Source organism: Bacillota bacterium, from assembly GCA_012839765.1.
Lineage (GTDB): Bacteria > Bacillota > Limnochordia > DUMW01 > DUMW01 > DUMW01.
Genome location: DUMW01000058.1, coordinates 13,785 through 27,942, shown reverse-complemented (window position 1 = coordinate 27,942; position 14,158 = coordinate 13,785). Strand labels below are relative to the sequence as shown.

Here is a 14,158-nt window from a genome sequence, read left to right as displayed (position 1 = left end):
AGTTTTCTAGATCCCAGACTACGGTGTCTGTCCTACGCACTCTCTATCTCCTTATATTTCCTCCTCGTGGCTTCGCCACCCCGCAGGTGTCGCTCCGCCTTGTTCAATTGTAAGATCTTGGCCACCTGCTTGGCCAGTTCTGGATTTACACTGGGGAGCCGTTCGGTAACGTCCTTATGGACCGTGCTCTTACTGACTCCAAAGACGGTGGCGGCCTGTCGGACAGTGGCTTTCGTTTCAACTATATAGCTGCCAATCTCTACAACTCGTCTGCGGATGTAGTCTCGCATCAACCCGCCCCCTCCACCACTTGCTAATTAATGTATATTGTGGGGAGGGGGCAAATATGAATAGAAAAACAAGAGTTGATTCTTCCCCTGGGAAGGACGTGCTACCGTCCTTACGGGACAGGGAAAACCCAGTTACTAGGATCCTGGTGCTGCCCTTGGTAAATCACTTTCCAGGTCAACAAGCCAGAACCTGCACTGGTCTTACGTCCAATGGTTTGACCCTGGGGCACCCTTTGGCCGTCGCTGACCAAAACCACGTCCACGTCTTCGTAAATAGTCTCCCAGCCCGATCCATGTTCGATTCTGATCTGACCGGGACCTACGACGTAAGCAACACCGGGGGCCGAGGCGGCCACCAGTTCCACCCCAGTAGAAAAAATCACCCCGTCAATGTACCGCCAATCACCGTATTGGGGATGGCGTTGCCAACCAAATCCGGCCACCACCTCTCCCCTCACCGGTGCAGCAATAGTAAGAGGATCAAAGGGTGGCGCCGGTTCCTTGGGTAATGCCTCCAGCTCCGGCTCCGAAGGCTGGGTAGCAGTGGCCACCGCGGGCCAATTCAACACCAACTCGCCAAACCAAGGACGGGGAGTGTCCACCGCCAATTTGCTGTGGGGAATGGACCCTACCACCGGCGGCGAAGGTTCCGCCTCCGGAACAATTTGTTCCAAGCGTCCAAGGAAGTGATTGACCACCAGTCTTTGAACAACCAGTACACCCCCCACCAAAAGGCAGGCCACCAATGCCCAGCGAACAAGATAACGACGGACCCTGCTTAGGGACCGGATCCCTTTCCTGACCCTATCCCCTAGAAACCCAAGACCTTTGCGCAAAGGATACAAGATGTTTGTCATAAAATCACCCCGTTAGTTATTCTTCCCGGGGCTACCAATTTAATACATGTGTATAGAATTATTGGGGCAGGGTGGGCACTCCGATCCGAAGGTAAGTTACCTCCCTTTGGGGGTCGTAGAGTGTTCTGATCTCCACATTAACAGCACCTATTTGGGGAAGGGTCACCACCTCTGCGAGGCGGGGAGAATAGACTCTAAATAGCTGTTCCGCATCCATTACTTCACTGCTATCCCTGCAGTGACCGGAAATCTGGTCTAACAACAGGGCTAAGTCTTCGTGCGTGAAAACACCCGGAAACCATCCGACAAACACCAGGTGAAAACTCTGCAGCTCCCCTACTTTACGGCAGGCCCGCTTGATCTTGCGACGCGATGACCACACATCCAGGCTCCGGTCTTCCGCCCCCTCGATCCAATGGACCGAAAGGATGGTCTCGGAAGCCACCTGATCGTAAACCCAGTGTTCACCACCAAAGGAGGTGGCCACCACCGCCACCGTTTTTAACGGTTCTTCGCCATAGGCCCGCACGCGGTTGAACCCCGCCTCCGCCTCCGCCAACAGCTCCAGGCCAGCTGGTTTCAGTCCCAATCGCTGGGCGAAGGCCATGGCCACTTCCTTCAACTCCCCTAGGCCGAAATATTCTGGTCCCAGATATACGTCCGCGGAAATCTCCAGACGGGTAATATGTACCCCGGCCTGCTGTAGACCCCACACCAAGGGATACTCCAAAAGGCCCTCTTCCATCACCCGGGCCCCCTGGTGCATCAACAACAAATAGACGCACCACACGCCAACCAAACGGAGGGCCACCCGGAGCACCGGTGGTACCTTTGTCTCCTTCCGCTTCGGTGTTTCCGTCTGCACAGACTGTTCTGGGGACACGGCCTTCACGTCCTTCTTTTGCTAGATTACATAGTCCCGCGGACGGTTAGCTATTCGCCCAAAATGATGATATATGGCATCACGGATCCGCACACTTGCCTTGCCATCACCGTAAGGATTAGGTGCCAGGGCCATCTGGCGATGCTTCTCCCGGTCCTGGAGGAGGTCAGCCACCAGTCGATAGATTCCCTCCCGCCTGGTACCGGCCAATACCGCGTTCCCCGTCGCCAAACCCTCGGGGCGTTCGGTGGTGTTCCGAAGGACCACGACCGGCACGCCCAATCCCGGCGCCTCTTCCTGAATTCCACCGGAATCGGTCAAAACAAGATAGGCCCGCTGCATCAATCGCACAAAATCGTTGTAGGCGGGAGGAGGGATCAAGTGGATACGCTCCTGCCCACCAAAGGCCGCGGTAGCCTGGTCCCTCACCACCGGATTCCGATGTACCGGGAACACCACCTGCACATCGGAAAAATCCCTCACTAAGTCCCTCACCGCCGCAAAGATCTCCCGCAAACCGGCACCCCAACTCTCCCTCCGATGGGCCGTAAGCAGAATCAATCGTGCAGTGGACTCTACAAGCCTTTCCAGGGCTGGATCAGAAAAGCTTCGGTGATGTTCGATGATATACCGAAGAGCATCCACCACCGTGTTTCCAGTTACGTAGATCTTCTCCTCGGGAACACCTTCCGCCAACAGGTTCCCTTTGGCCGCGGCCGTAGGGGAAAAATGCAAGTCGCCCAGATTACTAGTAATCCGACGATTCATCTCCTCCGGATAGGGATTATACTTATCCCCGGTCCGCAGTCCTGCTTCCACATGTCCAAGTGGTCTTCTCCCATAGTAACTAGCTAGGGCTGCCGCCATGCTGGTGGTGGTATCCCCGTGGACCAGCACCAGATCGGGATCTTCCCGGGCAATAATCGCCTCCAGACCAGTCAGCACCCCACAGGTAACTTGGGTCAAAGTCTGACCCGGACGCATCAAATCTAGGTCATAATCGGGCCGGATCGAGAAAATGTCTAGTACCTGATCGAGCATTTCCCGATGTTGCGCCGTCACCACCACAATGGGACGGATATCCGGTTCCCTTTTTAACAGAAGGACTAGGGGGGCCATTTTAATGGCTTCCGGTCTGGTACCAAAAACACACAGTACAGATAGCCGCCTTTTCAAGACTTCCCCCCTCATCTACTGCCTCACTTATGTAACCCGCTTCTTCCCCATCTCAAAGGAGGGATCACCTGCAACCGTTGGGCCATCAAGGTATAGCCATAACTCAAGAAAACAACCACAGGGAGTGATACCCAGGCGGGCAAATGGCTTAACCCAAGGGCGATACCGGTATTTCCAAGGCTCATCAGCACCAGTACCGCTGAGGCTACGGTCCCTGACCGCAGATGATCGGCCAAACGATAATGTAAATGCTCCCGGTCCCCAAGGTAAAAGGGTGTCTTACGTTTGGTCCGACGGTAGATGGCCCAGGCAGTGTCCAAAATAGGTAGGGCCAACAGGATAAAGAGTACCGAAGGACGAAAGGCCCCTACCCCCGACAGCCGCGTCATCAGTACCGCCAGCAGGAACCCGAGACTCATCGCCCCCGCATCTCCCAGCACTAACTTGGCCCGGGGGAAATTGAAGGGTAAGAAACCAACGAGCGCGCCGGCCATCACCAACACCATCGCTCCTTCCGCCATGAGACCCAGCTGCCGGAAGGTTACATACAGATAGAGACAGCAAGCGAGGCTGATTCCCCCCGCCAGTCCGTCCAAGCCGTCCACGAAGTTTATCACGTTGGTCATGGCGACAAGCCAAATCACCGTGGCAGGATAGGCTAGCCACCCCAAAGACAGGGACCTGCCGGTCAGAGGGCCGGTCACCTCAGGGATCAAGATCCCCCCAGCCACTGCTACCGCCGCCACCACCAGTTGACCGATGAGCTTATACAGGGCCCTCAGTTCAAAAATGTCGTCGCAAATCCCCAAGACTAGAATCATAAGAAGGGGAATACTGACAAATCCCGGACCGTCAAGAAAAAACAGGGTAGACAGAAGGATCCCCAACACGATGGCGATACCGCCGCCGTTGGCTAAAGGCTGGGGGTTAATGCGGCGATGATTGGGATAATCCAGCAACCTCAATCTGGGTGCAAGGGAATAAAGCACACCGCTGGCCACCGCACTGAAAAAAAAGCTGAAAATCGCCGCCCTAACCACCCTTTAACGCCTCCCTAAGGACTTACCGCTTCCACCGCGATCCCCGCCTCTTTCAACAATTGGGCGGCCACCTCATCGGGGTAATCCCCCGCGTAAATAACCCGCACGATGCCCGCGTTGATCAGCATCTTAGCACACAGGATACAGGGTTGGTGCGTAACATAGATACTACAGTCCTTAGTACTCACACCATGCAAGGCGGCTTGGATAATCGCATTCTGCTCTGCGTGAATCCCACGACAAAGCTCATGCCGTTGTCCTGAGGGAATCGACTGCTCCTGTCGTAGACAGCCAATATCCAAGCAATGGGGCAAATTGGCGGGAGCGCCGTTATATCCTGTGGCTACGATCCTTTTATCCCGAACCAGCACTGCACCCACCTGCCGGCGCAGACAAGTGGACCGCTTAGCCACCAACTTTGCAATCTCCATGAAGTATTGATCCCAACTCGGCCGCACAACGTACACAGAACCATCTCCGCTGGTTGCCAACCGGCAAAGACGATCCTGTTTCCTCCCCTCCGGGAAACATTCTCTCCCACTAGTCTTCCAGTTGCATCATCTTATCGATTCTGCGCTTGTGTCGGGGGTGCTCCGCTTGAAACTGGGTATGCAACCACACGTCCACCAGTTCAACGGCCAGCCCGGGCCCCAACACTCGGGCTCCCAAACAAAGCACGTTCGCATCGTTATGCTCCCGGCTGGCCCGAGCAGAAAAGGTATCACTGCAACTGGCCGCCCGGATTCCCCGCACTTTGTTCGCCGCAATACACATGCCGATTCCCGTACCGCAGATCAAGATCCCCCGCTGACACTGCCCGCTGACCACGGCCTGGGCGACCTTGGCGGCAAAATCTGGATAATCCACTGCTTCATCGGAATCCGTTCCAAAATCTATATAGGGAATGTTCTTCTCCTTCAAGTACTCGATGATCTCCGCTTTCAACTGTACGCCAGCATGATCGCAACCCAATGCAACAACCATGTGACTACCTCCCCAAGAATCACCCTTTACCAAGTCAAGCAAGAGCACTTCAATTGCCTTTTCGATCTCCCTGGCACTTTTCCGGTAGATCTCTACCCCTTGCCCGAAGGGATCGGCAATGTCTAAATCTTCGGGTCCATCGCCGTACTTTCCTTCCTGCTCCGACCGCAAAGCCGCATACTCCTTCAGTGTAAAGAGTCTGTCCCGGATCCAGGGGAACTCCTGTTCAAGCAGTTCCTTGTGTCGCCGGGTCATAGTCAAGACCAAGCTAGCCCCCTTAAGGTCCTCTGCGGTCAGCAGGGCCGCCCGATGACGTTCCAGATCCACCTGGTAATCCTCTGCCATCACCTTCTGCGCGTTCTCACTGGCCGGTGCCGCATATCCCACAGCGACTCCCCGGGACAGCACCTTGATATCAGTTCTCCCCAGTTCCCTCAGACGTTTTTTCAAGAGTCCTTCCGCCATGGGGGAACGACAAGTGTTACCGGTACAGACGAACAATATGGTCTTAATGCCCTTCACTCCTTTACATAAGGGATTATGACACGATCCTTCCACCAGCCGCCTTGCGCAAGCGATTCATGATCGCAAGACCCAGTCCCTTCTCCTCTATCCCCTGCACAACAATATCATCAACACCGAGGTGATCCATTTTTCGGAGCAGTCCGTATAGGTTGGCTGCGATGGTCACGGGTTTCTGGACCTGGCCCATCGGTTCCAAGAGCAACTGGCCATTGGTGTATAAGGGAATGCTCTCGGCCGGAGCCATGACGGCTACCCGCCGGCCCGCCTTGGCCAGTTCCCCCGCCAAAGCCTCCACCCGCTTTTCCACCCCCGGACGATCAAGCACCAAGTGCACCCTGGCTACGGGAGCGTAATGACGATACTTCATCCCAGGCGAACGGGCGATGCGCACCGTGCGCTCTTCCTCCAGGGCGGGATCCAGATCCACCGGACCGAGGATCTCCCTCAGCTCTTCGACGGTTACACCCCCTGGACGCAACACCATCGGTGGGGTGCTGGTCAGGTCCAACACCGTGGACTCCACCCCGATCCCCGTGGGGCCACCATCGATGATACAATCAATTCTTCCCGCCAGGTCCCTGTGGACGTGAGCCGCCGTCGTCGGGGACGGACGCCCGGAGACATTGGCACTGGGTGCGGCCACGGGTACCTGGGCTTCGGCGATCAGCTTCAGAGCCACCGGATGATCCGGCATCCGGATCGCCACCGTGTCCAGGCCCCCGGTGGTACGCAGGGGCACCTGTGGAGCCTTCTTGAAAATCAAGGACAAAGGGCCAGGCCAAAAGCGCCCTATGAGATCCCGAGCACAGGAGGGAACACTCTGAACCAGGTCATACAACTGTTCCTGCTCCGCAACGTGGACGATCAAGGGGTTATCCTGGGGTCTTCCTTTGGCCTGAAAAATACCTGCCACCGCAACTTCGTCCAAGGCATTGGCGCCTAAGCCGTAGACCGTTTCAGTGGGAAAGGCCACCAGACCGCCCTGGCGTAAGATCGCGGCCGCCTGGGCCATCTGCCCCTCATCGATCCCTGTGCGCATGTCCAAAAATAGTGTATCTTTAGGCAACTAATTCCACCTCGAATTGTCTTCCTGGCAGAAAACGAGAACTCGTTCGATCCCTGCATGATCTTTGTGTACCTCTTCCAGGTTCCACCCCTTGGCCATTCCCAGCTGGCAGACCGCTTCCCTTTGTCCCGCACCGATCTCCAAAAACAAGTAGCCCCCCGGTAACAGATAGGGTGGGGCTTCCTGGAAGATCCGCCGGTAAAAGTCAAGGCCATCAGCCCCCGCCTTCAGGGCGATCTCAGGCTCATATTCCCGGACCGACCGGGGTAACTCCTCCCATTGGGGGAGGGAAATATAGGGTGGATTACTCACCAAAACATGGGCCTGATACCCCGGGGGCAAGCCCGAGAGTAAATCACTGCGGAGAAAGCGGCACCGGGAAGCAACCCCATGTCGCTGGGCATTATCCTCTGCTATGGTTAAGGCCTTCGGACTAATGTCCAAAGCCATCACAGACACATGGGGTAGCAAGTGGGCCAGGGACACCGCGATGGCACCACTGCCGGTGCCTATGTCCACAATCCGTACTTCCCCCTCGGGAAAACTGGCGGATACCCGTGTAATCACCGACTCTACTAGTATCTCCGTATCTGGCCGTGGAATTAGCACATCCGGGGTCACGTGAAATGACAGGGACATGAATTCCTTCTCCCCCGTAAGATAAGCCACAGGGCAGTGCTTGCCCCGGCGGGCGATGAGCCGGCGATAGCAATTCAGCTCTTCCTCCGTAACGGGACGATCGTGGTAAACATACAGCCAAATCCGCTCAAGCCCTAAACAATAGGCCAGCAACACCTCGGCATCCAGTCGGGGTGTATCCACCCCCGCCTTTTTCAGGTAATCGGTGGATAGGGTCAAAAGCTCTAATACTTTCCGACTCGGTTGCCCCATCTACTTCTGCTCCTCCAGATTTCCCAGGGCCAGTTTCTGTTCCGCCTCGATTAACGGCTCGATGATCAAGTCCAACTCGCCATCCATCACTTGATCGAGATTGTATAAAGTCAAACCGATCCGGTGATCCGTAACTCGACCTTGGGGGAAATTGTACGTCCGGATCCGCTCAGACCTTTCTCCGGTACCCACCTGACTGCGCCTTTCACTAGAAAGCTTCTCCTGCTGTTCCCGCTGTATCTTGTCCAGCAGGCGAGCCCGCAGAATCTTCATTGCCTTTTCCCGGTTCTTGTGCTGTGATTTCTCATCTTGACAGCTGACCACGATCCCCGTAGGAAGGTGGGTAATGCGCACCGCGGAATCTGTGGTGTTCACACTTTGTCCACCGGGACCAGTGGACCGGAAGACATCGATCCGGATGTCCTGGGGGTTAATCTCTACTTCCACTTCTTCCGCTTCGGGTAAAACGGCGACCGTCGCCGTCGAAGTATGGATCCGCCCGCTGGCCTCCGTGGCAGGAACCCGTTGGACCCGGTGCACGCCGCTTTCATACTTGAGTCGGCTGTAGGCACCCTTGCCACTGACCATAAAGATAACCTCTTTCAACCCATCCAGCCCCGTGGTGCTGGTACTCATAGTTTCCACTTTCCAGTTAACCGTTTCCGCATAGCGGTTGTACATACGAAACAGATCCGCGGCAAATAGGGCGGCCTCCTCACCACCGGCCCCGGCCCGGATCTCCATAATGACGTTCTTATCGTCATTGGGATCCTTCGGTAGCAGCATCAACCTTAGCTCCTTAGTGAGCTTCTCCTTCCGCACCGTGAGTTTTTCCCGTTCTTCTTCGATAAGGGCCGCCAAGTCCGGATCGTCCTCGGACATGGTGTCCAGCTCGGACAGCTCCTCCTCCACTGCCTTGTACTCCCGGTAAAGCTCTACCAAACGGCCGAGATCCGCATGCTCCTTTGCATATTGGGTATACAACTGCTGCTGACCGATAATCTCCGGATCCCCCAACTTCTTTGTCAGCTCTTCATACCGCTTTTCCGCACTCGCCAATTGCTCAAACATCTAGATAACACCCCGTCTTTAGCCTTACACTAATCTTCTAAGCGTTCTGATTCTTTCTCTCTTCTTGGTTCAACACGGCTTCCAACGAACGGATCGCCACCATGATCTGATCGTCGTCCGGTTCCCGAGTAGTGAGTTTCTGCAAAAGTAGGCCCGGTTTGGCGACCGCCCGTACCAAGGGGTTGGCATTCTTTTTGCCGGCCAGTTTAATCACCTCATAGGACAAACCAGCCACCAAGGGTAGAATCGCCAAATGGGTCAACACACGAATCAAAAAGGGTGGACGACCAAAGAAGGAGAAAATAAAGATACTGGTAAAGAAGACGATCAAGATGAAGTTTGTGCCACAACGGGCATGGATGGGGCTGTGCTTGCGCACATTGTTCAGCGTCAGCTCCTCACCCTGCTCGTAGCAATTGATGGTCTTGTGTTCGGCTCCATGGTACTGAAAGACCCGCCGAATATCTGCCATCTGGGAGATCAGCGCGATATAGGACACAAACAGGGTGATCTTGATTAATCCCTCCACCACATTCAAAAGCACATTACTAGTGATATGACTCTGAACAAAACGCAACAAAAACGCCGGTAACACAATGAAGATGCCCACCGTAAGCAACAGGGCCATCGCCATTGTAAGGACCAGTTCCTTCGTACCCAGTTCTTCTCCCTCATCCTCGGCAATAACACTAGCAGAATAGTTGAGAGCTTTGATAGAAATCACCAGAGTCTCCACGAGGGAAACCGCCCCCCGGATGATGGGCCAACCGAGGAAGGGATACTTGTCCGCCAAGGGCTGCAATGTTTCTTCATTCAGGACAATGTCCCGATTGTTATTCCTTACGGCAATGGCCATGGTTCTACGACCACGCATCATCACGCCTTCAATTACCGCCTGGCCCCCATAACTGAATCTCTTGCTGCTCATTTTCATGGCTCCTTCGCGCTGTAGAAAGTAGTTCTGGTACCCTCTCTTTAGGTATCCAGATCAAAGCCTGATCGTTGGGATACAGATAGTCTTTACCGCTGGGTGCAGGAATGTGCGTCTCTCCCCGGTGGATCGAAAGCACATAGGCGTTGAACCGTTCCTTAAGGGCAAGTTGAGCTAAAGTGCTTCCCGCCAAGGGACTGTCCTCCGAAATGGTCAGTGTAAGTAGCGCCATTTCATTGCCTGTCCCAGTCACTTCCTTAAACGGTCGATACTCCAAGGGTTGGTCATAGGCCGCGCTCTTCAAGTATCGATAGCCTCGGGGTAAAAAGAGTCGGGTCACTAGTCCGATCAGCAACCCCGCTCCCCAGCCGGCCAGCAATGCTCCAAAGGTCCCGTAGGAAGCGATTAAGCTGACCTTCAACACCGTCATCAACATTTCCTCGGCCACTGACGCCGCCACGATTTCCTGGAAAACGTTCAGCCCAGCGATCATTCCCACGTAACCCGAAATATTCCATTTGGTAGCTACAGCTATACTATAGGCGATTCCGGCGGTCAGCACCGCTCCGAAGAATACCGGAAGGCCCAATCGGGTAATAGTACCAAAGATAATCCCGATAAACAACCCCTTAAACAGGGTCAAGGCCGTGGCGGTGATCCTGGGAACAACGACAAGCACAATCTGTTTCACCGCCGCCCGACGGGTACGCAAACTCGGCAGGGACACCATCAAATCAAAGGGCAAAAGGGCCGTAAAGATCGCTACAAAAGAAGAAGTAAGCCCGGGGAATCTATGCACCGAATAGTAGGCCAAGCCTACGGTAAACGCCCGGGCAAACGAAAGCAACCGTACCGGCCACTTGGGCTCTATTCGCTCACCCATTCCCCACCCCTCCCCTTATCATCTATGGGCAAGCCTTCAACTTAACAATATGGTATCCCTGTAAGCTTTGCAACCTGCGGTGCCAAAAACCCCTTGTTAATCGGAGCAAATCCTACCAAGTCGCCAAGCGCCCTAGTTCTTGAGCCCGTCTTCATACGTTACCAGTTCAATTATACCCAAGAATAATAACCATCTCAATCATTGAATGGGAAAGACAAGCTTCAGCTGTCCATGGGCCGAACCTCTCGGATCAGCAAAAGGGACAGACTCTTTAGTGCTGACCCACGTCCTTTCACTGGGACAAACTCATCGTTGGGGAAGTCTCCGAACAGCGCCTGCGCAACCATGCAATCCACCCTCAACCGACTTGGTTTGAGACCGAAATGTGCTTGTCCCCTCCTCACAGTTCCCTAGATTGTTCTCCCAAACAGTCATTGATATAATACTGCCAAAGGAGGGGAATTCCGTGGCCACCATCGTGCACGTCGATCTCGACGCCTTCTTTGCAGCCATCGAACAGAAGCGGAATCCCGAGTATCAGAACAAACCTGTAATTGTGGGAGGGTTAGGTCCCAGAGGGGTTGTATCTACTTGCTCCTACGAGGCCAGAAAATATGGGGTCCGTTCCGCGATGCCCATGGCCCAAGCCCGCAAACTCTGTCCCCATGCGGTTTTTCTCCCTCCCGACCTGGACTATTACCATGAGATCTCCACGATAATTCACAGGACCTTCTACCAGTTCACCCCGGTGGTAGAACACCTCTCCGTCGATGAGGCCTTCCTCGATATGACGGGATGCGAGCATTTTTACAAAGACCGTCAGGAGATGGGTCAGACCATTAAATCAAGGATTTGGTCCGAGGTGGGACTGACGGCCTCCGTGGGCATTGCCCCGAATATGTTCTTGGCCAAAATAGCCTCTGATCTCCAAAAACCCGATGGTTTAGTCATCATCGACCAAGACAATGTGCATACTATCTTGGATCCGTTACCGGTAAGCAAAATCTGGGGCGTCGGTACCCAAACCCAAAGACAACTACAGCGCTATGGAATTCATACTATAAAAGATGTACGTACCAAGTCTCCCGAATACCTGGCCAGGATTCTGGGCAATAGTGGCCCCGTCATCTGGCAACTAGCCAACGGCATCGACCATAGGCAAGTGACGCCTAATTCTGAGGCCAAATCTATCAGCCACGAAACCACCTTTTCCACCGATACTGCTGATCTGGCCCAAATCAAGGGCATCTTGGCTGAACAAGCAGCCGCCATAGGCCATAGACTAAGGGCACAGTGTCTTTCGGCCCAGACCATCACACTAAAAGCCCGTTACAACGACTTTTACACTGTGACCCGGAGCACCACGAAGGAATATACCTTTCAGGATGATGATACGATCTACTACGAAGCATGTCGGCTTTTGGAGAGACTACCCCGACGGAATCGTCCCTTTCGGCTAATCGGTGTCGGTGTATCCAAACTGAGTCGCCACCAACAGGCCTCTCTTTTCGAGGACGAATCCAAACGAAGGTTGTCCTTAGCCTTAGACCGATTAACAGAGAAGTATCAAGCCCCCATCGTCCATCGAGGGACAGAAATGAAAAAGGGCCAGGGGAAAAACCCTGACCCTCCGAAATAACCAGCTTGGTTATGCTTTCTTCCTCTTAAGCTCGGCTGTCTCCGCTGGATAGGGGTAACGTTGTCTCTCCAGTTCCGCCCTCAGCTCCTTGTTCAGAATCCGCAGATAGGTACCCTTCATCCCAAGCGACCGAGATTCGATCACGTTGGCCGAGGACAGTTTCCGCAGGGCGTTGACCACCACCGAGCGGGTAATACCCGCTTCGTCGGCAACCCGGCTAGCCACCAGCAGACCCTCATCCCCATTGAGCTCATCAAAGATCCGCTGCATTGCCACAATCTCGGAATAGGAAAGACTCCGGATCGCCGAAATGGCCATCTTTCGCTCCGTAACCTCGTCTTCTTCCTCTTCGCTCATGGCGTGGGCCATAATCATGCCAATGACCGTAGAGGCAATCTCGGCAACGAGGTTATCGTCGTCGTTGAAGCGCTCACCATCCCTAACCATCATCAACGTGCCCAAACGGCGTCCGCTGCCCACCACCGGAGCAATCAATGCAACTTTTACTCCAAGAGCGGTGGCGACATCCTTCTCTGCCGTTAGGGTGCCTACCCGGAGGAGTATCTCGTTGTAATCCTCGGGAAGCCTGCCTTCCATTAGCCAGTCGGCATCAAAATCGGTGGTCTCATAGCCAATCGGCAAGGCATAACCGAGAATTTTCCCTTTGCGGTTCACCACATAAACACTAGTGTCTTGCATCTCTGCGGCCAAAACCCGAGCGATATCGGCAAAGGCTACATCTTCTCCCTCGTTTTGCATCAGTTGGGTGATTCTTCTAACGCGTTTAAGTAATGTATCCATATTTCAACTTCCTTTCTACCTGTGTTATTATTCCTACCCATTATCAATATGCAGAAAACTGGCGACCATCGCCAAGAAGTACAAACTACGGTACTAGAGAGAATTATACCCAAAACTTATATTTCAGTCAAGTTTTCACACGCAAGTTAGATATTTACAAGAAAACGATCTGCTGACTGTCGTCTTAATTTCGCCACCGGTATACAGGCCCGGAAATACTTCCGAACGGAATGGCAATGATCCGTCATTGAACTCATCCCCGCACTCATAGACGTCGGGACCTACTGATAGGGGACAAATCCCGACTCTAAGCTGCTGGAAGGATGAATAGGCAAGCCTCTAGAATTGCCTGTTCAGCTCCCTACCTTGCTACCCCCGGAACATTTCTACCGGACACACAAATGGCCCACAAAGCTATCCACGCCGGCCCCTTCCCTCCAATGACCGTTTCCCACCCGCACACCCTGCAACCTTTAGGAGAAAGAGCGCGTCTATCACTTGGGCGACATAGCTCATTGTTAACAAGGGAGACCCGGCGTTTCGGAAAAGCGGCCGCCCAAAAAAGCCCTTCCATCACAAGTCAGTCGGTACCCTGCTGCATTGCATCCATATTACGAAGCATTGGATAATATGGTCTTTTGTCTCGAGGGACGCTTGGGAGGCATCTGCCAAACTCATACCGGTGCGGAAAGACTTTCTAGTGCAAGCTAAGTTTACTATAGTACCGTCTACATAGACAAACCCTAAACTCTTCCGTTTTTCTCATCTAGAGCCGACTTCCTCCATAATCCTTTCTCTAACGTAATTTTCTGTTACTTCCCGCATAATCCGAGGTTTTTCGACACGAGGTTCTAGTCTAAACTCAGCAAAGACAATGGTTTCTCTTGGCTTTGAACAGCTGCGTCTAGGTGCACAATTCCGGTTCTTGACAGTGTCGTTCCTGCGAAATCGCCGCTAAGATGATCCCTGCCCGATACACTCTTCTTCGAGAGAAGCATACTTGTGCGTTCCATAAGGTCAAACCTCTTCGTGCCCACATATACCTACCTTGGCCTCAACGTCCGGTTCCTTCCACTGGTCGCTTTGCGGTATCTGATGGTAGTACCCATTGTTCCCATCAA

The 14,158-nt window shown here is 53.8% G+C and carries 14 protein-coding genes; 1 reads left to right on the top strand and 13 read right to left on the bottom strand.

The features are described from left to right. Positions 1-32 precede the first annotated feature (32 nt). The 12 genes from spoIIID to GXX57_05475 all read right to left on the bottom strand — a co-directional run bounded on the left by spoIIID (position 33) and on the right by GXX57_05475 (position 10,597). The gene (gene spoIIID, locus GXX57_05530) at positions 33-290 is read right to left on the bottom strand and encodes a sporulation transcriptional regulator SpoIIID (GenBank protein ID HHV44111.1); all 258 of its coding nucleotides are present in this window, start codon (positions 288-290) and stop codon (positions 33-35) included. 110 nt (positions 291-400) lie between these two features. Further along, positions 401-1,147, bottom strand: a complete 747-nt coding sequence (locus GXX57_05525; protein ID HHV44110.1) for a M23 family metallopeptidase — start codon at positions 1,145-1,147, stop codon at positions 401-403. 58 nt (positions 1,148-1,205) lie between these two features. After that, a complete protein-coding gene (locus GXX57_05520; GenBank protein ID HHV44109.1) occupies positions 1,206-2,012 on the bottom strand; it encodes a hypothetical protein in 807 nt (268 codons plus the stop codon). Between the two features lie 39 nt (positions 2,013-2,051). Next, positions 2,052-3,221, bottom strand: coding sequence for a UDP-N-acetylglucosamine 2-epimerase (non-hydrolyzing) (gene wecB, locus GXX57_05515; GenBank protein ID HHV44108.1), 1,170 nt, complete (start codon positions 3,219-3,221; stop codon positions 2,052-2,054). An 8-nt stretch (positions 3,222-3,229) separates the two neighbouring features. Next, a complete protein-coding gene (locus tag GXX57_05510; GenBank protein ID HHV44107.1) occupies positions 3,230-4,246 on the bottom strand; it encodes an undecaprenyl/decaprenyl-phosphate alpha-N-acetylglucosaminyl 1-phosphate transferase in 1,017 nt (338 codons plus the stop codon). Positions 4,247-4,260: 14 nt separating this feature from the next. Further along, a complete protein-coding gene (locus GXX57_05505) occupies positions 4,261-4,704 on the bottom strand; it encodes a cytidine deaminase (protein HHV44106.1) in 444 nt (147 codons plus the stop codon). 82 nt (positions 4,705-4,786) lie between these two features. Then, positions 4,787-5,695, bottom strand: coding sequence for a ribose 5-phosphate isomerase B (rpiB, locus tag GXX57_05500; protein HHV44105.1), 909 nt, complete (start codon positions 5,693-5,695; stop codon positions 4,787-4,789). 73 nt (positions 5,696-5,768) lie between these two features. Further along, complete coding sequence (locus GXX57_05495) at positions 5,769-6,767, bottom strand: threonylcarbamoyl-AMP synthase (GenBank protein HHV44104.1); 999 nt, start codon at positions 6,765-6,767, stop codon at positions 5,769-5,771. A 54-nt stretch (positions 6,768-6,821) separates the two neighbouring features. Next, entirely contained in the window at positions 6,822-7,712 is an 891-nt protein-coding gene (gene prmC, locus GXX57_05490; protein ID HHV44103.1) for a peptide chain release factor N(5)-glutamine methyltransferase, read from the bottom strand. Further along, entirely contained in the window at positions 7,713-8,783 is a 1,071-nt protein-coding gene (prfA, locus tag GXX57_05485; GenBank protein HHV44102.1) for a peptide chain release factor 1, read from the bottom strand. Between the two features lie 37 nt (positions 8,784-8,820). Beyond that, a complete protein-coding gene (locus GXX57_05480; protein HHV44101.1) occupies positions 8,821-9,711 on the bottom strand; it encodes a DUF1385 domain-containing protein in 891 nt (296 codons plus the stop codon). Then, the gene (locus GXX57_05475; GenBank protein HHV44100.1) at positions 9,668-10,597 is read right to left on the bottom strand and encodes a hypothetical protein; all 930 of its coding nucleotides are present in this window, start codon (positions 10,595-10,597) and stop codon (positions 9,668-9,670) included. Before GXX57_05475 ends, GXX57_05480 begins: the two co-directional genes overlap by 44 nt. 466 nt (positions 10,598-11,063) lie before the next feature. Between GXX57_05475 and GXX57_05470 the strand changes: the two genes are divergently transcribed. Then, a complete protein-coding gene (locus GXX57_05470; protein HHV44099.1) occupies positions 11,064-12,236 on the top strand; it encodes a DNA polymerase IV in 1,173 nt (390 codons plus the stop codon). A 9-nt stretch (positions 12,237-12,245) separates the two neighbouring features. On the opposite strand, the gene codY is transcribed toward GXX57_05470, so the two are convergent. After that, a complete protein-coding gene (gene codY / locus GXX57_05465) occupies positions 12,246-13,037 on the bottom strand; it encodes a GTP-sensing pleiotropic transcriptional regulator CodY (protein HHV44098.1) in 792 nt (263 codons plus the stop codon). Between the last annotated feature and the right edge of the window lie 1,121 nt (positions 13,038-14,158).